Annotated in this window: 22 protein-coding genes and 1 pseudogene; 12 read left to right on the top strand and 11 right to left on the bottom strand. The window is 59.0% G+C overall.

The window, feature by feature from the left end; genetic code table 11:
• Positions 1-12: 12 nt before the first annotated feature.
• The gene (locus ACR0AA_RS01875) at positions 13-1176 is read right to left on the bottom strand and encodes a M20 aminoacylase family protein (RefSeq protein WP_480660615.1); all 1164 of its coding nucleotides are present in this window, start codon (positions 1174-1176) and stop codon (positions 13-15) included.
• Positions 1177-1242: 66 nt separating this feature from the next.
• Between ACR0AA_RS01875 and mazG the strand changes: the two genes are divergently transcribed.
• The 4 genes from mazG to ACR0AA_RS01855 all read left to right on the top strand — a co-directional run bounded on the left by mazG (position 1243) and on the right by ACR0AA_RS01855 (position 3895).
• Positions 1243-2100 carry a nucleoside triphosphate pyrophosphohydrolase gene (gene mazG, locus ACR0AA_RS01870; RefSeq protein WP_480661201.1) on the top strand — a complete coding sequence of 286 codons (858 nt, stop codon included), beginning with the start codon at positions 1243-1245 and terminating at the stop codon, positions 2098-2100.
• A 63-nt stretch (positions 2101-2163) separates the two neighbouring features.
• Positions 2164-3105, top strand: coding sequence for a nucleoside hydrolase (locus tag ACR0AA_RS01865; protein ID WP_480660617.1), 942 nt, complete (start codon positions 2164-2166; stop codon positions 3103-3105).
• Positions 3102-3449 carry a GrpB family protein gene (locus ACR0AA_RS01860; protein ID WP_480660619.1) on the top strand — a complete coding sequence of 116 codons (348 nt, stop codon included), beginning with the start codon at positions 3102-3104 and terminating at the stop codon, positions 3447-3449. The genes ACR0AA_RS01865 and ACR0AA_RS01860 overlap by 4 nt, the downstream gene beginning before the upstream one ends.
• The gene (locus ACR0AA_RS01855) at positions 3446-3895 is read left to right on the top strand and encodes a GNAT family N-acetyltransferase (protein ID WP_480660621.1); all 450 of its coding nucleotides are present in this window, start codon (positions 3446-3448) and stop codon (positions 3893-3895) included. The genes ACR0AA_RS01860 and ACR0AA_RS01855 overlap by 4 nt, the downstream gene beginning before the upstream one ends.
• A gap of 51 nt (positions 3896-3946) precedes the next feature.
• On the opposite strand, the gene ACR0AA_RS01850 is transcribed toward ACR0AA_RS01855, so the two are convergent.
• From ACR0AA_RS01850 to ACR0AA_RS01820, 7 genes and pseudogenes are all read right to left on the bottom strand, one after another.
• Positions 3947-4114 carry a hypothetical protein gene (locus ACR0AA_RS01850; RefSeq protein ID WP_480660623.1) on the bottom strand — a complete coding sequence of 56 codons (168 nt, stop codon included), beginning with the start codon at positions 4112-4114 and terminating at the stop codon, positions 3947-3949.
• A gap of 164 nt (positions 4115-4278) precedes the next feature.
• Positions 4279-4653 carry a GNAT family N-acetyltransferase gene (locus ACR0AA_RS01845; protein WP_480755325.1) on the bottom strand — a complete coding sequence of 125 codons (375 nt, stop codon included), beginning with the start codon at positions 4651-4653 and terminating at the stop codon, positions 4279-4281.
• Positions 4654-4932: 279 nt separating this feature from the next.
• Positions 4933-5769 (bottom strand): annotated as a pseudogene (locus ACR0AA_RS01840) (formylglycine-generating enzyme family protein).
• A 263-nt stretch (positions 5770-6032) separates the two neighbouring features.
• Entirely contained in the window at positions 6033-7310 is a 1278-nt protein-coding gene (eno, locus tag ACR0AA_RS01835) for a phosphopyruvate hydratase (RefSeq protein WP_480660627.1), read from the bottom strand.
• 145 nt (positions 7311-7455) lie between these two features.
• A complete protein-coding gene (locus ACR0AA_RS01830; protein ID WP_480660629.1) occupies positions 7456-8337 on the bottom strand; it encodes a DMT family transporter in 882 nt (293 codons plus the stop codon).
• A gap of 136 nt (positions 8338-8473) precedes the next feature.
• A complete protein-coding gene (locus ACR0AA_RS01825) occupies positions 8474-8887 on the bottom strand; it encodes a Fur family transcriptional regulator (RefSeq protein ID WP_170556884.1) in 414 nt (137 codons plus the stop codon).
• 71 nt (positions 8888-8958) lie between these two features.
• Positions 8959-9663 carry an endonuclease/exonuclease/phosphatase family protein gene (locus ACR0AA_RS01820; protein WP_480660632.1) on the bottom strand — a complete coding sequence of 235 codons (705 nt, stop codon included), beginning with the start codon at positions 9661-9663 and terminating at the stop codon, positions 8959-8961.
• A gap of 254 nt (positions 9664-9917) precedes the next feature.
• On the opposite strand from ACR0AA_RS01820, the gene ACR0AA_RS01815 reads away from it, so the two are divergent.
• Both ACR0AA_RS01815 and ACR0AA_RS01810 read left to right on the top strand, forming a co-directional pair.
• Positions 9918-10805 (top strand): DMT family transporter, encoded by an 888-nt coding sequence (locus tag ACR0AA_RS01815; protein WP_480660634.1) that lies wholly within the window; start codon positions 9918-9920, stop codon positions 10803-10805.
• A 106-nt stretch (positions 10806-10911) separates the two neighbouring features.
• On the top strand, positions 10912-11883 hold the full coding sequence (locus tag ACR0AA_RS01810) for a cation efflux transmembrane domain-containing protein (protein WP_480660636.1): 972 nt from the start codon (positions 10912-10914) through the stop codon (positions 11881-11883).
• A gap of 3 nt (positions 11884-11886) precedes the next feature.
• Here ACR0AA_RS01810 and ACR0AA_RS01805 read toward each other — a convergent pair whose 3' ends face one another.
• The gene (locus ACR0AA_RS01805; protein WP_480755324.1) at positions 11887-13305 is read right to left on the bottom strand and encodes a protein adenylyltransferase SelO; all 1419 of its coding nucleotides are present in this window, start codon (positions 13303-13305) and stop codon (positions 11887-11889) included.
• Positions 13306-13390: 85 nt separating this feature from the next.
• Between ACR0AA_RS01805 and ACR0AA_RS01800 the strand changes: the two genes are divergently transcribed.
• The 3 genes from ACR0AA_RS01800 (at position 13391) to ACR0AA_RS01790 (ending at position 15485) form a co-directional block, all read left to right on the top strand.
• Positions 13391-13810 carry a cupin domain-containing protein gene (locus ACR0AA_RS01800; protein WP_480755323.1) on the top strand — a complete coding sequence of 140 codons (420 nt, stop codon included), beginning with the start codon at positions 13391-13393 and terminating at the stop codon, positions 13808-13810.
• A gap of 3 nt (positions 13811-13813) precedes the next feature.
• Positions 13814-14704 carry a fatty acid desaturase gene (locus ACR0AA_RS01795; protein ID WP_480755322.1) on the top strand — a complete coding sequence of 297 codons (891 nt, stop codon included), beginning with the start codon at positions 13814-13816 and terminating at the stop codon, positions 14702-14704.
• Positions 14705-14816: 112 nt separating this feature from the next.
• Positions 14817-15485 (top strand): HAD family hydrolase, encoded by a 669-nt coding sequence (locus ACR0AA_RS01790; RefSeq protein ID WP_480755321.1) that lies wholly within the window; start codon positions 14817-14819, stop codon positions 15483-15485.
• A 50-nt stretch (positions 15486-15535) separates the two neighbouring features.
• On the opposite strand, the gene ACR0AA_RS01785 is transcribed toward ACR0AA_RS01790, so the two are convergent.
• Entirely contained in the window at positions 15536-16603 is a 1068-nt protein-coding gene (locus tag ACR0AA_RS01785) for an anhydro-N-acetylmuramic acid kinase (RefSeq protein WP_480661202.1), read from the bottom strand.
• Positions 16604-16812: 209 nt separating this feature from the next.
• Between ACR0AA_RS01785 and ACR0AA_RS01780 the strand changes: the two genes are divergently transcribed.
• Together ACR0AA_RS01780 and tyrS are read left to right on the top strand one after the other, a co-directional pair.
• Entirely contained in the window at positions 16813-18078 is a 1266-nt protein-coding gene (locus tag ACR0AA_RS01780; protein WP_480660646.1) for an MFS transporter, read from the top strand.
• A 90-nt stretch (positions 18079-18168) separates the two neighbouring features.
• Positions 18169-19419: a tyrosine--tRNA ligase gene (gene tyrS / locus ACR0AA_RS01775; RefSeq protein WP_480660648.1), complete on the top strand. Its 1251-nt coding sequence runs from the start codon at positions 18169-18171 to the stop codon at positions 19417-19419.
• A gap of 80 nt (positions 19420-19499) precedes the next feature.
• On the opposite strand, the gene ACR0AA_RS01770 is transcribed toward tyrS, so the two are convergent.
• Positions 19500-20402: a hypothetical protein gene (locus ACR0AA_RS01770; RefSeq protein ID WP_480755320.1), complete on the bottom strand. Its 903-nt coding sequence runs from the start codon at positions 20400-20402 to the stop codon at positions 19500-19502.
• Positions 20403-20900: 498 nt separating this feature from the next.
• On the opposite strand from ACR0AA_RS01770, the gene ACR0AA_RS01765 reads away from it, so the two are divergent.
• Positions 20901-21656 (top strand): 3-hydroxyacyl-CoA dehydrogenase, encoded by a 756-nt coding sequence (locus tag ACR0AA_RS01765; RefSeq protein WP_480755319.1) that lies wholly within the window; start codon positions 20901-20903, stop codon positions 21654-21656.
• Positions 21657-21658: the final 2 nt, after the last annotated feature.

Raw genomic sequence — 21658 nt, 5'->3', positions numbered from 1 at the left:
GTCTTTCCCCCATCAGCCCAGCGGCTGCGCCTTTTCGACGATCCGTGCAAAGAACGAAGCGCCAACCGGCGCGATCTCGTCATTGAAGTTGTATTTCGGATGGTGCAGCCCGGCCCCTTCACCCTGCCCCAGGAACAGATAGGCACCTGGACGCGATTGCAGCATGTATGAAAAGTCCTCGGCCCCCATCTCACGCCCCATATTGCCGACCACGCGCTCGGCCCCGGACACGTCGCGCGCGACCTCGGCAGCGAAACCGGCCTTTTCACCGTCGTTGATGGTGGCTGGATAGTTCTTTTCATAGTCCAACCGAGCCTCGACCCCGTACGAGATTGCCTGCCCCTGCACGATCTGCCCCATCCGCTCAATCACCATCTGCTGGACAGTTGGATCAAAGGTTCGGACCGTGCCGTTGATGAAAGCCGTATCGGGGATCACGTTATTCACGGTCCCGGTGTGGATTTGTGTGACCGAGACGACCAGATCATCCAGCGCGTAGTGATTGCGGCTGACGATGGTCTGAATGGCCTGCGCAATGCCACAAGCCGCCATCACCGGATCGCGGGTTTCATGCGGCATGGCCCCGTGGCCGCCGACGCCCTGAATATGAATCTCGAACGTATCCACCGCGGCCATGATCGGCCCCGGCGTCGTGTGGAATGCTCCCTCGGGCAGGTTCGGCGCGTTGTGCAGCGCATAGACCTGCGAGATGTCGAAGCGGTCCATGATGCCCTCTTCGACCATCACGCCCGCGCCTCCGCCTTCTTCCTCGGCTGGTTGGAAGATCAGCGCCACGCGGCCGCGAAAGTTCCGCGTCTCGGCCAGATAGCGCGCAGCGCCCAGCAACATTGTGGTGTGTCCGTCGTGACCGCAAGCGTGCATCTTGCCGGGATTGGTCGAAGCATATTCAACACCCGTCTCTTCCGGGATCGGCAGCGCGTCCATATCGGCGCGCAGGCCAATCGTTGGCCCTTCATCCTGCCCGTTGATGATCGCAACGATGCCGGTCTTGGCGATGCCGTCATGCAGCTCGTCCACTCCGAATTCTCGCAACCGGTCCGCCACGAATGCCGCCGTTTCATGGCATTCGAACTCCAACTCGGGGATCGAATGCAGGTGTTGGCGCCATGCGGCCATATCGGCGGAGTAATCGGCAATTCGGTTGACGACGGGCATCTGGGGTGGACTCCTGATCCTGACTGCGGAATGGATGCATCTGACACCGGAACGAAAGGGTTCGCAATGGCCGAAAATCCTCTGATCCATGACAGCGACGCAGGGATTGAGCGTTTGCTGGAAATCATGCGCCGCCTGCGCGACCCGGAAACGGGCTGTCCGTGGGACATCGAACAGGATTTTGCCACCATCGCGCCCTATACGATCGAAGAGGCCTATGAGGTCGCCGACGCCATCGAGCGGGAAGCCTATGACGAGTTGAAAGGAGAGCTGGGCGATCTCCTGTTCCAGTCCGTCTTCCACGCCCAAATGGCTGAAGAGGCCGGGCATTTCACCTTTCAGGACGTGGTGCGCACCATGTCGGACAAGATGGTCGCGCGGCACCCCCATGTGTTCGGTGACGAATCCCGCGACAAGTCGGCGGATCAGCAGACCGTGGATTGGGAAACCATCAAGGCAGCTGAACGGGCAGGCAAGGAACAGAAAGGCGCGCTGGACGGGGTCGCCGCCAACCTGCCCGCGCTTTTGCGCGCTCATAAGCTGCAGAAACGCGCCGCCCGCGTGGGCTTCGACTGGCCGGATGCCAGTCATGTGCTGGCCAAGATCACCGAAGAGGCCGCCGAGTTGGAAGAAGCGCGCGACAAGATGGACGCCGATGCGCTTGAGGATGAGTTCGGCGACCTGCTGTTCGTGATGGTCAATTTGGGCCGCCATCTGGGAATCGAACCCGAAGCCGCTCTGCGCCGCACCAACGCCAAGTTCACCCGGCGTTTCGAACAGGTCGAGGCGCGACTTGCTGACCGCGGCAAAACTCCGTCACAAAGCGATCTGGCCGAGATGGACGCGCTGTGGGACGAGGTCAAAACCGATGAGCATCGCGCCAATGGCAAACTCCCGCCTGTGGATGCGACGACAGACGCCTGAAACCGCTGGACAAGCGCGGTGACACTTGCGAGTGTCCGCGCTTCAAGACCCCGGAGGCAAGCTATGGCACCGCGCAAGATCATCATCGACACCGACCCCGGACAGGACGACGCTGTCGCCATCTTGTTGGCACTGGCCAGCCCCGAAGAGATTGATGTTCTAGGCATTACCGCAGTTGCCGGAAACGTCCCGCTGGCGTTAACAGCCAAGAATGCGCGGATCGTGTGCGAACTGGCCGGACACACGCAGATTCCTGTCTATGCGGGGTGCGACCGCCCGCTGAACCGACCTCTGGTCACTGCTGAACATGTACACGGAAAAACCGGACTGGACGGTCCCGTTCTGCCCGACCCAGAGATGCCGTTGGCCGACGGCCACGCAGTTGATTTTATCATCGAAACACTGCGCGCGCATGAGCCCGGCACCATAACACTTTGCCCTCTGGGGCCGCTGACGAACATCGCTACCGCGTTCGAGAAAGCCCCCGACATCGTCGATCGGGTGCAAGAGATCGTTCTGATGGGCGGTGCGTATTTCGAGGTTGGGAACATCACGCCGACCGCCGAATTCAACATTTACGTCGACCCCGAAGCAGCTGATATCGTGTTCAGATCCGGCGTCCACATCGTTGTCATGCCATTAGACGTAACCCACGACGCTCTGGTCACAAAGCACCGCAACGACGCCTTCCGCGCGCTGGACAGCGAGGTCGGCCATGCCGTAGCCGAGATGACCGATTTCTTTGAGCGCTTCGACAAAGAGAAATATGGCTCTGAGGGCGCGCCTTTGCATGACCCTTGTGTGACGGCGTACCTGATCCGCCCCGAGCTGTTCTCGGGCCGCCACATCAACGTTCAGATCGAAACTCAGTCCGAACTGACTATGGGCATGACCGTGGCCGATTGGTGGGGCGTCACCGATCACCCGCCCAACGCGATGTTCATCGGTGAAGTAGACGCTGACGGTTTTTTTGACCTGCTCACCGAACGACTGGCCCGACTATGAGCCTGCTGGGACCCGCCAACCCAAACTGGCCAGACGAGGCCAACGCAGAAATCCTGTGCTGGCGTGACGCGGGTTTTCCGGGGCGCCGATGCGTCCGCATGGATGATCCGAATACTGGCAATCGCTTCCGGCTGGCTCACTGCTTTGTAGAGAGCTCTGCCGAAGTCACCCGCCGCCTCGCCTTTAGGTATGCGCTGCGCGCTGATCCGGCGGCACGCGGGAACTACGCCACCGTAAAATCTCATTGCGCCACAGCGCATCCCGACAACCATCACGCCTATGGTGATTGCAAATCCGCATGGATACCGCAAACCGAGGCCAAAGCATTGGAAAATTACAGATGAGCGCCGCCCTGCGCCTTGCCCGCCCCGAAGACCTGGACCGCCTTATGGGGTTGGTGACCGCCTTCCATACCGAAGCCGGGATTGCTCAGGATATGGACCAGACGCGCAGCGCTCTGGCCCCCTTGCTGGACGGTATCCCTCATGGGTGCGTGTATTTGATTGGCCCCGGACGCGCGCCGCTGGGCTATGTCATCCTGACCTTCGGCTGGTCGGTCGAATTTGGCGGCATGGACGGTTTCGTGGACGAAATATACATCCGCCCTGCTGTCCGTGGCCGCGGTATCGCCACCGAAGTTCTTTTGGACCTACCCAAGGCCCTTGCCGAGGCTGGTTTGACCGCCCTGCATCTTGAGGTCGATCGCACCAATGAATCCGCGCAGAAGCTTTATCTGCGCACCGGCTTCAAACCGCGCGATCGCTATGTGCTCATGAGCCGTAAGCTCTGATTTAAGAACAAACTTACCGGCGTTGTCGCCGGCGCCCCCCCAACGAAAACCTTAACGGGCTTCACCGCGGTATATGTAAGTGGGCGATTCCATGTTCCGAACCGGATCATTTGCGGAAACCGGTTCACCCGTGATCGGATAGGTGCCCGGCCCTGCACAGGCCGCCAGAAAAACAGTGCTGATCACTGATGCTACGAGAAGGAATTTCGAACCAGTCATGGCGTGCTCCTTTCTGCAATGCAGGCACATTACGCGACACCGGGGCCGGTCAAATAGGTAAAAGTTCACACATAACGATATTTATGACGACGATATTTTGCCAAATCCCAGTTTCCCAAAGAATAACAATGGGAACAGCTGAAAAATAAACTTTGGCGTTTTGACTAATCCGCGTTTTTCGAGGTCAGTTTCATTTCGAAAAACAGCAGATGACCGTCGGCGACTTCGGGAACTTCCGAATAAGAATCGCGCAGTTCAAACCCCATCGAAAGGTACAGGCGAGTCGCCGCCTCTAGGGGTTTGCCGGTATCCATGCGGATATAGTCGTACCCCTGCGCCCTGCACGCGTCGATCAGGGATTGCATGATTGCGAACCCCGAACCCGTACCGCGTGCAAACTCGGTCACAAACACGCGTTTGATTTCGGCGACACCCGGCTCGATCGTATGGAACATCCCGCATCCCACGGGCTTACCATCCTTTAAAGCAAGACGGGTTCCGCCATTCGGAGGGCAGTGAATGACTTCTATGTCCTCCATCACGCGCGCATATTTTTCTTGCGAGTATAGAGTATGAACAATGCATCTGGATCTCTCGTCTAACGTCAGCAGGAAATCTCGATAGTCCCAGCACAATCTCCGGACAGCATCGAAGTGCTCCGGTGTTTTTGGCTCAATAACTTTTAGCAAGACGAAATCCTCAAACGAAATTGAGACCCAGCTTAGACGGAGAGCGTCGGTTGGGAAAGATCACAGCCATAGTTTTTGACGTCTCGTAATATGGGCAGATCAGCTTGACGGTTTTGCCACAGGTACCTGCTATTGCGAGGTGCTTCTCAAATCACGCAAAACTCGAAACCCTGACGTGGAGGATCTGCTCTTGACGCCAGCAGACCCTCGCACGGCTACTCGCGAAAAATCCATTGCGGTCCAATAAGCCCCGCCTCGTACGACACGCATTTCGCTAGCGGGTTCTCGAGCCATTTGTAAATACGGACCTGAGGTCTCCCACCCTGCATACGTCTCGGTCCGGCAAGAAAGCGTTTGCTCGCTGACATTGCCAGACATATGCCGCAATCCCCATGCATTGGCTGCATCCAGTTCATCAACCCGAACCGGTTTGCCACGGGAAACAAGGTCAGGACGTTCTTCACCCAGCATTTCCTCAGTTGGCTTACAAAGAAAGTTAACCTGGTCCGTATTCACGTCTTCGCCCTGAGCAAATGGCGTTTGAGTTCCCGCCCGCGCGGCGTACTCTCATTCGGCTTCGGTTGGCAGGCGGTAGACTGGCGCCCCTACCTTTTCATTTAGCTATTCAGTGTAGGAAACAGCATCCAGATACGACACATCAATGACCGGATGTCGTGCTGTCAGCTTGGCTCGTGGTTTGTCTGCAACTAGCACATAGTTTTGTGGCATATGCCCATTGCAGCCCCCATCATCGACACAGGCCGTCCTTTCGCCATAAGTCACTTCATTCCTGCCCATGGCGATGGGAATGTCCACTGTTACTGGATGCACAGGTCCTTCGTGAAATGAAATGTATGGACCTTCGGGCGTTGCAAGCCGAAAGCCCTTTTCGTCCCAATGGAAGTTTTGCTTAGACTCCCCCGGCGGTCCGCCCATGATGAACTCACCAAGCGGAAGGGCTATCATCTCGGGGCAGACGCCGTATTCCTGCAACGCCTCCAGTGGCATAACGGTTGTTCCATCCTCCAACCTGTAGTCCGCCCAAGCGGTCGTTGTCAGAATTTGGAGCAACCCGAAGATAGTTAAATGCTTTATGAACAATCGATATTTTCCCTAGCGCCTCTCTTCAGCAACTCAAACGTGCATTTCGATTGAGTGAAACACGAAAACTACAAAAAAGACCGGCCCCTATGCAAAAGGCCGGTCCAAAACAATCGACGTAAGGCTGGTTAGCGCTTCAGGATGGATGCGCCGGCGTATTCCGCGACCTCACCCAACGATTCCTCGATGCGGATCAGTTGGTTGTACTTGGCCAACCGGTCCGAACGGGCCAGCGAGCCGGTTTTGATTTGGCCGCAGTTGGTCGCAACCGCCAGATCAGCAATAGTAGCGTCCTCGGTCTCGCCCGAGCGGTGCGACATGACATTGGTGTAACGCGCGCGGTGCGCCATATCTACGGCACGCAGGGTTTCGGTCAGCGATCCGATCTGGTTCACCTTGACCAGCATCGAGTTCGCACAACCACGCTCGATCCCTTCGGCCAGACGCGCCGGGTTGGTCACGAACAGGTCGTCGCCTACCAGCTGAACCTTGTCGCCGATGGCGTCAGTCAGGGCTTTCCAGCCGTCCCAGTCATCCTCGGACATACCGTCTTCGATCGAGATGATCGGGTAGTCTTTGACCAGCGCCGCCAGATACTCGGCGTTTTCCTCTGAGGTCAGCGAGATGTTCTCGCCCGACAGAACGTATTTGCCGTCCTTGTAGTATTCGGTGGCCGCGCAATCCAGCGCCAGGTGGATTTCCTCGCCCGGCTTGTAGCCAGCCTTTGCGATGGACTGCAGGATGAAATCCAGCGCCTCACGGGTGGATGCAATGTTCGGGGCAAAACCACCCTCGTCTCCGACACCGGTGGCCAGACCAGCCGCCGAGAGCTCACGTTTCAACGTGTGGAACACTTCAGAGCCCATACGCACGGCTTCGCGAATATTCGCGGCCGAGGTCGGCATGATCATGAATTCCTGAATATCGATCGGGTTGTCGGCGTGCTCACCGCCGTTGATGATGTTCATCATCGGAACGGGCAGAACACGTGCCGAGGTGCCGCCGACATAGCGATACAGAGGCTGCGTGGTGAAATCCGCAGCGGCCTTTGCGGTCGCCAGTGACACACCCAGAATGGCATTGGCGCCCAGACGGCTTTTATTCTCGGTCCCGTCCAGTTCGATCATCGCGCCGTCGATTGCCACCTGCTCGGTCGCGTCATAGCCCACCAGCTCTTCGGCGATTTCGCCGTTCACCGCGGCGACGGCCTCAAGCACACCTTTACCCATGTAACGCGATTTATCACCGTCGCGCTTTTCAACGGCCTCATAGGCGCCCGTCGATGCACCCGAGGGAACTGCCGCTCGGCCCATGGTGCCGTCTTCCAGGATCACGTCCACCTCGACGGTAGGATTGCCCCGGCTGTCCAGGATTTCGCGTGCGTGGATGTCGATGATTGTGCTCATGAGGCCCGTCCCTATGGCTGCATTTGGTTGCATGCCTCATAGCATCACCGGGCCAAAAGTAAACCGGCAGCGTTACCGCTAACACACATATTCCCTGCACTTTAGGGCTAACAGTTTCCTGTTTGCGCCAACGTGCGACGATCCGTCAGGCCGCAACAGCCAATTCGCGCGCCAACCTGCGTTCACGGAGAAAGGTATACATGCCCGACCCGAGGATCAGAGCGGCCCCCGCCACAGTCATGAGGTCAGGGCGCTCACCAAACATCAGCATCCCGGCGGCAATCGAGAACACCAGACGGGTGTACCGGAACGGAGTCAGGGCCGAGGCCTCTCCGATCCGCATTGCCGTCACGATTCCGTAGTAGCCCAGAACGCCAAAACCGATTGCGCCCAGATACGGACCAAGCTGCGTGGTCTGAAGCGGAACAACGGGCTGAGCCGAAAAGACCATCAGAACCGCGCCCGCAACCGCCACCGCAATGTAAGCCTGCAAGGCGACAACGGATGAAGCCACGCGGACGTCCAGTTTGCGCGTGATCAGGTCACGTGAGGCAATCGCAACAACGGTGGCCACGACGAACAGCGACTCGGGCCGAAACCCTTCAAAACCGGGCCGAATAATCATCAGGACACCAATGAAGCCGACGCCAATGGCGCTCCACCGTCGCCAGCCAACGTGCTCACCAAGAAACAGCGCAGCCCCCATGGTCACGGCCAGCGGCATAGCCTGAAAGACAGCGGCGACCGTAGACAGCTCGACCAGAGACAGCGCGGTGACAAAGGTCAGCGCCCCCACCGCTTCGGCCCCTGCCCGGGCCAGTGGCAACGGCTGCCAGGCGATAGGGTCCAAGATGCGTTTGCGGGTCGCCAACGACATCACAACAAACACCAGTCCGCAGAACAGACCCAGCACGATCATGATCTGACCGGTCGATACACTGGTCGACAGGTGCTTGATGAACATGTCCTCAAGCGAAAAGGCCGCCATCGACCCTATGATCAGCAAAATGCCGTTAACGTTGTTCATGCGCGTGTCCGTTGGATTGGGCTGTTAAAATTTGCGCCCTTGAGTCACCAAAACCGAAACATTCGCGACGCCGCAAGCGATATTGCGACATGATTTATGAATTGCCGTGCGGCAACCAATCGCGATTCGTGATGAATCAGTCCTGTTCCAGCGGAACGCCGTACAGTTCCAGCCGATGCCCTTTCAGCTTATAGCCAAGCTTTGCAGCAATTTTTTCCTGCAGGGCCTCGATCTCGGGATCTACGAATTCGATCACCTCGCCCGATTGCATGTCGATCAGGTGGTCGTGGTGATCCCGCTCGGCGTCTTCATAGCGCGCGCGTCCGTCGCCGAATTCCAGCCGCTCGAGAATCCCCGCCTCTTCGAACAGCTTCACGGTGCGATAAACCGTGGCGATGGAAATGCCGGAGTCCACTTTCGAGGCCCGGGCATAAAGCTCCTCGACATCCGGATGATCTTCGCTTTGCTGCAACACCTGCGCAATCGTGCGGCGCTGACCCGTCATACGCAGACCTTTAGCTTCACAACGGGCGATGATCGTGTCGGACATGGTGACCCTCAGATTAGTTCGGGTTTCTGTCTTAATACGTCTGCGCCGCTGGCGCCACAGCCGAATTGCGCCTAACCCTCGCGGCGCAGATCGGCCCATATCGGCAGGTGGTCCGACGCGATATGCGCAGGCCGGGTGTTGTGCACCCCATGGAGAACCGCCTCAAGCCCTTCGCCCAGCGCAATGCGGTCAAGCGCCCCCAGTGGCTGTGCGGCAGGAAAGCTCGGGACCGGAGGCAAAAAGCGCATATCGGGCGCAAGATGGTCGAGCACGGGTTGCCGCGACCATTCGTTGAAGTCCCCGGCCCAGACGGTGGGCATCTGATCCAGATCCTCATCGCAGCGCCGGATATGGTGGATCTGCTGCCGCCGGGATGCGGGCAACAGCCCAAGATGCATCCCCATCACCCTTAGCGGCCCGATCTGGGTATCGAATTCAACCCGCACTGCGCCCCTGGGTTCCAGCCCCGGCAGGTCGTGATGTCCGGTCCGCCGAACACCGATTCTGTCCCCGCGCCAAATGACAGCGTTTCCGTGCCATCCCAGACTACCGGCACCACCCAGGTCGACGATCTTCCAACCGGCCTCGTCCAGCATGAAATGCGGCAACGCGGCAGGTCTGGGGGGCAGCCGCTTGTCGGCCTCTTGCAACACGACGATATCCGCTTGCATGCTTTCGATGACCTGCATGATGCGCTGGGGCTGACGGCGAAAGTCCAGCCCGACGCATTTCTGGATATTATAGCTTGCAATCCGCAGGGTTGAATCAGGCGACATGGGCTTCCGATCAAATCACTGATGCTTAAAGTGCCACGCTGGTGGCCGGGTGCAACCCCTCAGCCATAGTGGTGCGCAAGGAAACGTGTTTCGCCCCGCTTACTTCGCCGCAAAATTGGGCAACCAACACGGAACGCACCCAATCGCCACGGCGTTCCTTGATCAACAGCATCCGAATAGCCTATCCCGGCGACGAACAACGTCCCATAGGCGAAAAGCGCCAACAAGCGGCCCCCAGATCACCCGGAGAGCAAATGGTTTCCACCGAAGCAGCTACAAACAGCAGAACCTGGGCCAGCATTGTTCTGGTGGCCGGCGGGATGATGTGGGGCCTGTACTGGATACCCGTGCGGTTCTTCTATGATCTGGGTCTCTCCGGACCCTGGCCAGGGATAGCGATGTACAGTGCCGCACTTCTGGGGCTTGTTCCGTTCGTCTGGAAAGAGCGGCGGGCGCTGACCCTGCAATGGCGCGATCTGGTGTTCAGCGGGATGTTCACCGGCGCGGCATTCAGCCTCTATTCGATCAGCCTTGTCTACACGGACGTCGTGCGGTCGATCCTGTTGTTTTACCTCACCCCGATCTGGGGCACGATTCTGGGGCTGATCTTTTTGGATGAGCGTCTTTGGCTGGGACGCATAGCCGGCCTTGTCTGCGGAGTCGGAGGCCTTTTCGTGGTCCTCGGCGGTTCAAATTTTGTGCCCTGGCCTCAGAATATCGGCGACTGGCTGGCGCTGGCGTCCGGTATGTGCTGGGCGCTTGGCACGCTGGGCCTGTACCGGACCAGCACGATCTCTGCTTCGGGACAGGTCTTTGCCTTTGTGATGGGCGCGCTCATTCTGTCGCTTATCAGTTTGACAGTGCTTCCGGAACCGGCCCTGCCGAAACTCACCAAAGCGGATATCCTCTGGACCCTGCAATTCGTACTTTTGTCCGCCTTCTACACGTTGCCCATGGTTTTCATGACAATCTGGCCGGCAACCAAGTTGTCGCCTGCCCGTGTCGGCCTTTTGCTCATGAGCGAAGTCGTCGTCGGCCTAGCCTCGGCCGCAGCCTTTTCGGGCGAACCGTTCGGCCTGCGCGAGCTATTGGGCGCAGTCCTGATCGTCAGCGCCGCCGTGTTGGAAATCGTGCGGGACTAGCCCGCCGCCCTCGGCAACCAGCCGCCATGCCTGACGCAAGTGTTGGCCTATCCCATTCAAACGTTTATCTGTTTGGGCGTTTGATGCCATATCAGGACGTTACGAAATGACGACGCCCAGCGCGGACCGCAGAAAACAACTCGAAGGCCGATCGCTGATCGTGGCCATGGCCGGCAACCTCTTCATGGGCGCAGCAGGTATCCTTGCGGGCGTGTTGTCCAACTCCAACGCCATCATGATGGACGGCTTATTCTCGTTAGTCGGTTTTGGGTCGGCGTTTCTGGGACGGCGGATAAGCCTTCGCATCGATGCCGGCCCTGACAAGCGTCGGCCGTTCGGTTACGCGGCGGATGAGGCGATCTTTTCCACCTTCCGTTCCCTGTCCCTGTTAGGGCTGGTTCTGTTCGCAATCTCGAACGCGGCCAAGAACATCTACAGCTATTACAACGGTATGATGCCCGAGCCGCTGAATTTCGCCCCGATGTTCGTCTATTTTGCGTCGATTGGTCTGACCTGCTTTTTGCTCTGGGCGTTTCACTATTTCACTTGGCGGCAAACCGGAAAGACCAGCGCGATTCTGCGCCTTGAATCCAAGGCGGCGTTTTTCGACGGCATGTTCACCGCTGCAGCCGGCATTGGTCTGGGTGCAATCTACCTGTTTCGGGACGGGCCACTTGCAGCGATTGCGCCGATCGGTGACTCGATCATCGTTCTGTTTCTGTGTGTCCTCGCAATCGGATCATATGTGAAAGACTTTCGTGGCGGGTTGGGAGAACTTGCAAACGCCACAGCCAGCCCAGAGGTCCTGGCAGCAGCTCGTCGCGCCCTGCGCCCCGCCATTGCTGAAGACGGTGGTACGCTGCGGGACATGTCTGTGACCAAGCAAGGTCGGACGATTCTGATAACCGTCTATTATGATCCCCTTCGCCCCATTACTGCCGAAGAAATCGACACGCTGAACTGGCGCATGGTTCGGGATGCGCGCAAAGCAATCGACGAGGCAGACGTATACCTGATGATTTCGCAATACGCGCGTCGGTGGCCGGACGAAATCAATCCCTATCGGGACGACGCCTGACCCTCAGGTCCCACAGAACGTGGCGTGGACCACTTCGCTTTCGGTCGGCGGACGCGTCAGGTCGACCGCGTCCGGCTGATCCTCATAGGGTCGCGACAGTACCATGTTTAGTCTGTGGAACGGTTCACAATCGCCCTGAACAGCGGCCTGGATCATCTGTTCAACCCGGTGGTTACGCGGGATGAAGGCCGGATTTGCTGCGGTCATGACGGATGTCGGGTCCTGCTCGCGCTCTAAGCGAACCCGCCAGCCTTCAGACCAGCTGTCAAAAGCTGCCGGGTCGGTGAATTGATCGCGCGCTGCATCTCCGCCAAGCGCACGGAAGGTGTTGGTGAAATCGGATTGGTTCTGCGCCATGCGCGTCAGCAGGTCCGAGATCAACTGAAGATCAGCCTCTTCCTCTGTCATCAGTCCGATCTTGGCGCGGTACCGCCTTAGCCAGTTCTCCTGCAACTTTCCGGGCATCGCGTGCACGATCTCCGTGGCTTCTTCCACGGCAGCTTCTTTGTCGTCCATCTGTTGGATCAAGGCCGTCGCAAACTGCGCCACATTCCAGACCGCGATGTCCGGCTGATTGGAGTACGCATACCGCCCCATCCGATCAATTGAGCTGTAGACCGTATTCGGATGATAACTGTCCATGAAGGCGCAGGGCCCATAGTCGATCGTCTCACCCGCAACCGAGCAATTGTCGGTGTTCATCACCCCATGGATGAAACCCACGCTCATCCAGGCCGGGATCAGCCGTGATTGCGCGTCGACAACCTCACGCAGCAATCCCATCGGTCCGTCTGCGGTGGGGTAATGGCGCTGAATGGCATAGTCGGTCAGACGTTTCAGACTGTCCAATTGACCCCTTGCTGCGAAAACCTGAAACGTGCCGACACGCAGGTGACTTTGCGCCACGCGGGTCAGAACTGCACCGGGCATTGGGCCTTCGCGCAGCACTATCTCTCCGGTCTCCACAGCCGCCAAGGCTCGGGTCGTCGGGATGCCCAGCGCGTGCATCGCCTCGGACACCACGTATTCGCGCAACACCGGCCCCAGCCACGCACGCCCATCTCCCTGACGGCTGAACGGGGTAGGCCCCGAGCCTTTCAGCTGAATATCCCGGCGGATGCCATCCGTCCCCACCGTTTCACCGAGCAGAACAGCACGTCCGTCCCCAAGCTGAGGGTTGTAGTTCCCGAACTGATGCCCGGAATACAGTTGCGCTATCGGCTCGGCCCCTTCGGGCAGCGTATTCCCGGCAAAGGCTTCGGCCATCTCTTCCACGTCACCTGGCGTGACGTTCAGAATCCTGGCCAATTCGGCATTGAACGCGATCAATCGCGGCGCGTGTACGGGGATTGGCGCCTGCCGTGCATAAAAGCTGTTGGGAAGACGCGCGTAGCTGTTGTCAAAGGGGATCGTCAGGGTCATGCGGCAAACATATTCCTTACATGCACGAATACCATAGCGGATCGCGCAATCCCGTGCATAATCACCCCGAATGACGAGAGAACCCATGACCGCGCAACAAATCATCGACCACCTGAAACTGGAACAACACCCCGAGGGCGGTTGGTTCCGCGAAACATGGCGCGCAGATAACGAGGGCCGCGCCACGGGCACGTGTATCTACTTCCTGCTGGCCGAGGGTGAAAGCAGCCACTGGCACCGCGTCGACGCGACCGAGATCTGGCTGTACCACGCGGGCGCGCCGCTGATCCTGTCTCTCAGCGAAACGGACGAGGGTCCAGCCACCGACCATCTGCTGACCCCGGACCTGTCGCAAGGCGCTCCTCAACTGATCGTGCCCAAGAACCACTGGCAAGCGGCACGCTCGACAGGCGAATACACGCTGGTCAGTTGCACCGTTTCACCCGGCTTCCAATTCGAGGGCTTCGAACTCGCCGCGCCGGGGTTCGACATGCCAAGGGGCTGATCCATGGATCACCGCGCCCTCATAGCGTCGCTGCCACCCGAGGCCAAAGACAGATTGCAACAGCGCTCGGACTCGACTGGCCTTCGGCACTTGGGGGGCTACCTGACGCTTTTGGCGCTGACCAGCTCCGGGCTTGCCCTGCGGGCACCCCTGTGGCCGTTGTTGATCCTGCCGCAAGGTGTGCTGTTGGTGTTCTTCTTCACGCTCAGTCACGAATGCACTCACAAGACCCCGTTCAGGACCGGTTGGCTGAACGACGCCGTCGGACATCTGGTATCCGTTCCGATCGCCCTACCCTTTACGTGGTTCCGGTACTTTCACCTTGCCCACCACAAATGGACGAACCATCCCGAAAAAGACCCTGAACTGGGTGGCAAGCCAAGACCCGATAACTGGCCGAGCCTGCTGATCTACCTGACCGGTTGGCACTACTGGAAAGGCATGGCGATCGTGCTGCTCCAGAACGCTTTCGGCCGGATCGACGCGCCCTATCTGCCAACGCGCCAGCACAGGGCCATGCGGATCGAGGCGCGCGCACTCTTAGCAATCTACACAATCGCCGCAGCCAGCCTGTTCTTCTCACCGCTACTGTTCTGGGTCTGGATTTTACCCGTCCTAGTCGGACAACCCTTCCTGCGCCTGTATCTTCTGGCGGAACACGGGCTGTGCCCGCCAGTTGCCAACATGTTGGAGAACTCACGCACCACCTTCACCAACCGGGCCATACGCTTTGTCGCGTGGAACATGCCCTATCATGCAGAGCATCACGCGTTTCCGAACGTCCCTTTCCATCAGCTACCCGCGTTGCATCACTGGACACGGGAACATCTGAGATCGACTTCGGACGGATACTCCGAGTTTGTAGGCGACTATGTGAGCACGTTACATCGTTAATTGCACGCCCACCTTGCCGCGGTTCAGCGAGGCTTGAAGCGGTGTTGCCCTTTCAATTGACCAAATTGCGGTAAAGCGCGAAAAACCCTCAGCTTTCTTTCATTGGACTCACATGACATTACCCCCAGTAATTTTTGATATGGACGGTCTTTTGTTGGACACCGAAAAAGTCTGTCTGGACAGCTTTATCGACACGAGGCGCGCGTTCGCCCTGTCTGATAGCCCTGAAACGTTCCTCAAATGCGTAGGATTGCGAGGGGACGAGCCGGACCGGATAATACGTGACAGCCTTGATGGCAAAGTTGGGTTTGACGCGTTCAACGACGAATGGGATCGACGCATCGACGCCACACTTGAGCAGCGGATTCCTGTTAAATACGGTGCCCTTGCCCTGGCCCGTATGCTTGCGGAAAAAGGGCATCTTCTGGCCGTTGCGACTTCGACGAATACCGGCAGAGCCCGATCACAATTGGAGGAATCCGGGCTGCTGAACTTCTTTAAGTTTGTGATCGGTGGAGACATGGTCGTGCGGCACAAACCGGATCCAGAGGTCTATCACACAGCCGCTGAACGACTTGGGCATCCAGCAAAAGACTGCATTGCGTTCGAAGACAGTGAGATGGGAACGCGGGCCGCTCTCGCATCTGGTGCGCAAACCGTTCAGATCCCTGACTTGATCCAGCCCACCGAAGAACTGAGATCCTTGGGACATCTCATTGCGCCGAATCTATTGAAAGGGGCGATTGCCGTCGGACTTATTGAAGCTCACGAAATCGCCTGACCAAAAAGTTTGTGGCGACTGGCAAAATAGAACTGTTGTGGATCTCAGCGCTATCGCATCTCCGCAACGGAACTGACAACCCCGCCCCCAACCAAAGCCTTCACTCCGGTGGTGCCCGGGCATGACGTCGGCAATCTGCGCGCGACGCGTGCTGCCAGATAGGCAAAGGCCTGCGCCTCGAGCATGTCACCGTCCAGACCTACGGCCTCGACCGGCTCGACCGGGCAGTCCAGGGCGACGCGCAGCATCTCCATCAACACCGGGTTGTGCCGCCCGCCGCCGGTGACCAGCAACCGTGATGGCGGTTTGGGGCAGTACTCCATCCCCTGCACAACGCCAGCTGCACACATGCCGGTTAGCGTGGCCACGGCATCCGCATCGCTGAGTTCCTGCACAAGTCCAATCATTTCCGCAAAGTCGTTCCGGTCCAGCGATTTCGGCGGCATTCGTGTAAAATACGGCTCGGCAAGAAACAGCTCCAGCGCGCCCATCTCGACAGTGCCTCCGCGCGCGACGGCACCATCGCGGTCCATCGGCAGGCCCAGGCGCGCCTGCATCAGGTCATCGACCGGTGCATTTGCGGGACCCGTGTCAAACGCCAGCAACGCGCCGGGGGCTTCCGGGCCGTCGAAACTGGGGTCCACATAGGTCAGGTTGCCGACACCGCCGAGGTTCAGGAAACACAGCGGCCGGTCGGCTCCAATCCACTTGGCGCAGGCAAAGTGAAAGAACGGAGCCAACGGAGCCCCTTCGCCGCCCATGGCCACATCATCGCTGCGGAAATCCCAGACGACCGGCACACCCAAAGCCTGAGCCAGCCCCTCGCCGTCGCCAACCTGCAACGTCCCCCTTCCGCGCGGCTCGTGCGCAAGGGTTTGGCCGTGAACGCCGATCAGGTCAATCTCGTCGAATTCGGACAGCGCCTCGGCATGGGCAATCGTAACCAGTTCCGCCGCTGCATCCACGTCAGGTCCGTGCCATTGCCCCAACGCGGCACGCAGAACTGCGCGTTCTTCATCGGAATAGGCACGGTAACCGCTTGGCCCAAAACCAATAATCCGGTGCCCGTCCGTTTCCACGACTGCAGCATCTACCCCATCCATCGAGGTGCCGGACATCGCGCCCAAAACCCTGATCGCGCCTGTTTTCTTGATGGACCGCCCCAAGCTCGTCTCTCCTGCCGTGTCCTGTGTGTACCGCCATGGTTGAACGGTGCAGCCCGTTTAGCCTGCCCACTCACTTAAAGCCAAGGCAAGATGGTTCGCACGCGACGCGCGCTTTTTCCTGACAATTTGGTATAAGGAACACAAATTGGTTTTAGGTGCATATGGCGGACACGTACTCTCAGAAACAGCCATCGGAAGGCCGGAATTACTTCCTGATCTTCTGGTCCGGCGCATTGGCAACGATCGGCGGGCAGCTTATCAACCCGAATCTGGTGCTGCCATTTCTGTACCTGGCTTTGGGCGCACCCACGTTTTTCGCAGGATTGCTGCTGCCCTTCGTCACCGGTTCGCGCTTGATTGCCGAGATCTTTGTCTCACCTTTCGTAAACCGTGCAACCCGAGCCAAGCTTGCAGTCTATATACCGAACCTTTTGACGGCCATCGTACTGTCGGCAGTGGCGCTGTTTGCCACGAAACTGCCCAGCGTGATGATTGTACTGCTGTTTCTTACCACCGCCATCGTCATGGGGTTGTGCCAGGGTATCACCAGCCTGGGGACCAGTCAGATTTACGGCATGTCCGTCCCGGAGGCCAAACGCAATCGGATGGTGTTTGCACAGGCCACCATTTCGGGGGTGCTCGCCGTCATCATCGTTCTGGTCACGCGCGACCTGCTGGCCGGAGAACAGCCGATGCAGCGGCATATTGTGGTCTTGTGGTGCGGCGTGATTGCCATGTTCGCGGCGGGCGTTGCATTTGCCGGTGTGCGGCTGTTGGAAGAAGAACAGGCCCATGCGCCTGAGCCCAAGCAAAAGCCTAGGCCGCTTGCCGAGCTGGTGACCGGTTTCAAAACCGGCATGGCCTATAAGTGGTATCGCAAATTCCTGGCCGCCCGGCTGATTTTTGTCTCGGTCGAACTGGCGATGCCGTTCTACACGATCCATGCCGCAACGCTGCATATGGGGACCAAGCATTCCCTCAGCTATTTCGTTATTGGGGCCAGCCTCGGCATGGTAATCGGTTCGCTGCTGTGGGGATGGCTGAGCAGTCGCATATCGGTCAAACCGGTAATGTGGCTTGGCTGCATGATCGCCACCATCTCGGCCCTGCTGGCGCTGGGGTTCACATTTCTTGGCTATGCGCAGAACGTCTGGCTCTACGCGCTGGTCATTCTCCTGCTGTCGTTGGGCGGTAACGGCGTGATCTACGGACGCTACCTGTACCTCATTGACATGAGTGTTGAAAAAGAGCGCCCTTACCTTGTCGCGCTGGGGGATGTCAGCGCTGGCCTTGTCGGAATGGTCTTCGCTGCGATCCTTGGCGCGGTCGCACATTTGCATGATCCGGTCACGCCGATCATTGCCCTGGTGGTGCTGAATCTGATCGCGATGCTTTACGCCTTCCGTTTGCCACCGGTCAAAAGCTGAAACAGTCCGTGTTTTTCTTCGAAAAGGTGCCTTTTCCTTACCCCAAGCGCCGCCTATACAGTGCCCCGCAACATCAACCCGAGGCACGATATGACCTACCACCCCAAATCGGATTTCATCGCCACGATGATCGAGCGCGGCTTTCTCGCCGACTGCACCGATTATCAGGGCCTTGACGAAGCGCTGATCAGCGGGGTGCAAACAGCCTATATCGGGTATGACGCCACGGCGCAGTCGCTGCACGTCGGTCACTTGATGAACATCATGGTGCTGCGCTGGCTGCAAAAGACCGGCCACAAACCAATCACCCTGATGGGCGGCGGCACGACCAAGGTGGGCGATCCGTCATTCCGGTCGGACGAGCGCCCCTTGCTGGGGCCCGAGCAGATCGACGCGAATATCGCGGGCATGAAGCAGGTCTTCGCCAAGTACCTGTCCTATGACGACAGCGAGACCGGCGCGCTGATGCTGAACAACGCCGAATGGCTGGACAGCCTGAACTACCTCGATTTCCTGCGCGATATCGGGCGGCATTTCTCGGTCAACCGGATGCTGTCTTTCGAGTCGGTGAAATCGCGGTTGGATCGCGAACAATCGCTGAGCTTCCTCGAGTTCAACTACATGATCCTGCAGGCCTATGACTTCCTGGAGCTGAACCGCCGCTACAACTGCGTTCTGCAAATGGGCGGATCGGATCAGTGGGGCAACATCGTCAATGGTATCGACCTTACCCGCCGCGTTCTGGATCACGAGATTTATGGCCTGACCACCCCTCTTCTGACCACCAGCGACGGTCGCAAGATGGGCAAGTCGCAGGGCGGCGCGGTCTGGCTGAACGGCGATATGCTGTCGTCCTACGAGTTCTGGCAGTTCTGGCGCAACACGACCGACGCTGATGTGGGCCGATTCCTGAAGATCTTCACCGAACTGCCCGTCGAAGAATGCGACCGCCTAGCCGCGCTGCGGGGGTCCGAAATCAACGAGGCCAAAATCCGCCTCGCCAATGAGGTCACCACCCTGTTGCACGGGGCCGAGGCGGCTGCGACAGCTGAGGCGACCGCGCGCGAGGTATTCGAAAAAGGCGGTGTCGGAGGCGATCTGCCAACCCTGACCCTCAGCCCGGACGAGTTGGGTGATGGCATGTCCATCGTGCAGCTTATCGTGAAGTCGGGTCTGGCAAAGTCGGGCAAAGAGGCCAAGCGTCTGATCGCCGAGAACGGTGCCAAGCTGGACGATGCGCCGCTGACCGATGCCGGGCTAATGATCGACGCTGGCGCATTGTCGTCGCCGATCAAGCTGAGCGCAGGTAAGAAACGCCATGCTCTGGTTCAGCTGGGCTAGTCCGACTTGAGTTCTGAAAAACAAAGGCCACCCGACTGGGTGGCCTTTTTTCCTTTAATCGAGCGCCGCAAAGACAGATTCTAGCGCTCCTCTTTGCCGCCGCCGTTGCTGCCGCCATTGCCATGGCCGCCGCCGCCATTACCTTGGCCGTTGTTGCTGCCGCCATTTCCGGTGCCTGGGCCAGAGCCGCCATTGTTTCCGCCGCCATTGCCGGGGTTACCGGCGTTGCCATTTCCGTTTCCAGGCCCGCCATTGTTGCCACCATTGCCGTGACCGCCACCATGGCCACCACCATTGCTGCCACCGTTGCCAGAGCCGCCGCCACCGTTACCAGAGCCGTTACCCTGGCCATTGTTGCCGCCGCCGTTGCCAGTGCCGGGTCCAGATCCGCCGTTGTTACCACCGCCGTTTCCGGGGTTACCACCGTTGCCATTCCCGTTGCCGGGTCCACCGTTGTTACCACCGTTGCCACCGCCGCCGCCGTTGTCACCACCGCCACCGTTGTCACCGCCGCCGCCGTTGTCGCCGCCACCACCGTTGTCACCGCCGCCGCCGTTGTCGCCGCCGCCGCCGTTGTCGCCGCCACCACCGTTGTCACCGCCGCCACCGTTGTCACCGCCGCCGCCGTTGTCGCCGCCACCACCGTTGTCGCCGCCGCCGCCGTTGTCACCGCCGCCGCCGTTGTCGCCGCCACCACCGTTGTCGCCGCCGCCACCGTTGTCGCCGCCTCCACCGTTGTCGCCGCCGCCACCGTTGTCACCGCCGCCGCCGTTGTCACCGCCACCACCGTTGTCGCCGCCGCCACCGTTGTCACCGCCGCCGCCGTTGTTACCTGGGCCGCCATTCCCTGCATTGCCGTCACCACCAGAACCAGATTCACCGCCTGCGTTCGAGCTCCCGCTGCTGGCCTGATCCCCGTCCCGATCTTCACTGCCTCGTGCGACCGTTGCGCCGATAGATCCGGTGGCAAATTCCGTCAACAATGCGGCCAATCCCGGGCATTGTTCACCAGTTATTGCAAGTGTTGATTCGAAGTCGGTCCGCTTTTGCAACCGTTTCAGAAAGCTTGGCGTCACGTGCGTGCAATCGCAAAGGGTCTGAAAGTCCCCGCTATTGGCTGCAATTCGCGCGGTCCTTCCATCACATACCTCCGGCGCCGCTTGCGCGGAGGTTACCATCAAAGCTGCTATGAACGGCGAGGCTACCAACGCGGAAACATTGGATTTCAGCTTATTTCGCATCACTTAACTCCTTGCGCCTTAACACCCAGGTGCGTCAGGGTTCTCGGTTACTCAGTGGAAGCCGCAGATGAAGCGCAGGTAAGTACCCGCTGAAGATGCGTTAATGTGGGCTCGCCACCACTCGTTAAAACAAACACGACACTAGTTGTGACGGTCCTTGCTGCTGAATATACAACATCTATCCACACCGCCAAATGAAAAGCGGCGAAAACGTGTCAAAATTTTGGAGAGGCTGCCTCAATGCTACTATCAAACTCATCCGCAATCATCACCGGTGGCGCGTCGGGATTGGGTGAAGCCACCGCCCGCTATTTTGCCGAGCACGGGGCGCAGATTACGATTCTGGATCGTGACGCGGATCGTGGCAACACAATTGCGGACGAGATTGGCGGATTCTTCGCTCAAACGGACGTAACGGATGAGGCCTCGGTTGCAGCGGCAATCGCTCATGCAATGGACAAGATGGGCCGTATCACCGCCACAGTGAACTGCGCCGGGATTGCCTACGGGATCAAGACCGTGGGCAAGGAAGGCCCCCACCCTTTGGACGCCTTTCAACGCACCATCGACATCAACCTGGTTGGCACGTTCAACGTCTCGCGCCTGGCCGCTGCCGAGATGGCAAAGAACGAACCTGAACCGGACGGCGCGCGCGGCGTGATCATCAACACTGCCTCAATCGCGGCCTTCGACGGGCAAAAGGGGCAGTCGGCCTATGCGGCTTCAAAAGGTGGGGTTGTCGGTATGACCCTGCCCATGGCGCGCGATCTGGCCTCGACCGGTATTCGCGTAATGACCATTGCACCCGGGATATTCATGACCCCAATGCTCGCCGGCTTGCCTGAAGAGGTCCAACAGCAACTGGCTGCGGATGTGCCCAATCCGGCCCGGCTTGGCGACCCGCGCGAATACGGGCGGCTGGCCGGGTTCATCGTCGAGATGGGCTATCTGAACGGCGAGGTCATCCGCATCGACGGCGCCCTGCGCATGCGCTAAGC

Source organism: Ruegeria sp. CE8, from assembly GCF_056537465.1.
The sequence above is the reverse complement of the archived record's forward strand: the minus strand, read 5'-3'. Positions and strand labels throughout refer to the sequence as shown.

Excerpts from the sequence above, each read along its gene's own strand:
- ACR0AA_RS01850 (WP_480660623.1), bottom strand. The coding sequence starts at position 4,114 with ATGACTGGTTCGAAATTCCTTCTCGTAGCATCAGTGATCAGCACTGTT.
- ACR0AA_RS01810 (WP_480660636.1), top strand. The coding sequence starts at position 10,912 with ATGACGACGCCCAGCGCGGACCGCAGAAAACAACTCGAAGGCCGATCG.
- ACR0AA_RS01860 (WP_480660619.1), top strand. The coding sequence starts at position 3,102 with ATGAGCCTGCTGGGACCCGCCAACCCAAACTGGCCAGACGAGGCCAAC.
- ACR0AA_RS01815 (WP_480660634.1), top strand. The coding sequence starts at position 9,918 with ATGGTTTCCACCGAAGCAGCTACAAACAGCAGAACCTGGGCCAGCATT.
- ACR0AA_RS01800 (WP_480755323.1), top strand. The coding sequence starts at position 13,391 with ATGACCGCGCAACAAATCATCGACCACCTGAAACTGGAACAACACCCC.
- ACR0AA_RS01795 (WP_480755322.1), top strand. The coding sequence starts at position 13,814 with ATGGATCACCGCGCCCTCATAGCGTCGCTGCCACCCGAGGCCAAAGAC.
- eno (WP_480660627.1), bottom strand. The coding sequence starts at position 7,310 with ATGAGCACAATCATCGACATCCACGCACGCGAAATCCTGGACAGCCGG.
- ACR0AA_RS01765 (WP_480755319.1), top strand. The coding sequence starts at position 20,901 with ATGCTACTATCAAACTCATCCGCAATCATCACCGGTGGCGCGTCGGGA.
- ACR0AA_RS01785 (WP_480661202.1), bottom strand. The coding sequence starts at position 16,603 with ATGTCCGGCACCTCGATGGATGGGGTAGATGCTGCAGTCGTGGAAACG.
- ACR0AA_RS01820 (WP_480660632.1), bottom strand. The coding sequence starts at position 9,663 with ATGTCGCCTGATTCAACCCTGCGGATTGCAAGCTATAATATCCAGAAA.
- ACR0AA_RS01790 (WP_480755321.1), top strand. The coding sequence starts at position 14,817 with ATGACATTACCCCCAGTAATTTTTGATATGGACGGTCTTTTGTTGGAC.
- ACR0AA_RS01855 (WP_480660621.1), top strand. The coding sequence starts at position 3,446 with ATGAGCGCCGCCCTGCGCCTTGCCCGCCCCGAAGACCTGGACCGCCTT.
- ACR0AA_RS01830 (WP_480660629.1), bottom strand. The coding sequence starts at position 8,337 with ATGAACAACGTTAACGGCATTTTGCTGATCATAGGGTCGATGGCGGCC.
- ACR0AA_RS01865 (WP_480660617.1), top strand. The coding sequence starts at position 2,164 with ATGGCACCGCGCAAGATCATCATCGACACCGACCCCGGACAGGACGAC.
- ACR0AA_RS01825 (WP_170556884.1), bottom strand. The coding sequence starts at position 8,887 with ATGTCCGACACGATCATCGCCCGTTGTGAAGCTAAAGGTCTGCGTATG.
- ACR0AA_RS01845 (WP_480755325.1), bottom strand. The coding sequence starts at position 4,653 with ATGGAGGACATAGAAGTCATTCACTGCCCTCCGAATGGCGGAACCCGT.
- ACR0AA_RS01805 (WP_480755324.1), bottom strand. The coding sequence starts at position 13,305 with ATGACCCTGACGATCCCCTTTGACAACAGCTACGCGCGTCTTCCCAAC.
- mazG (WP_480661201.1), top strand. The coding sequence starts at position 1,243 with ATGGCCGAAAATCCTCTGATCCATGACAGCGACGCAGGGATTGAGCGT.
- tyrS (WP_480660648.1), top strand. The coding sequence starts at position 18,169 with ATGACCTACCACCCCAAATCGGATTTCATCGCCACGATGATCGAGCGC.
- ACR0AA_RS01875 (WP_480660615.1), bottom strand. The coding sequence starts at position 1,176 with ATGCCCGTCGTCAACCGAATTGCCGATTACTCCGCCGATATGGCCGCA.
- ACR0AA_RS01780 (WP_480660646.1), top strand. The coding sequence starts at position 16,813 with ATGGCGGACACGTACTCTCAGAAACAGCCATCGGAAGGCCGGAATTAC.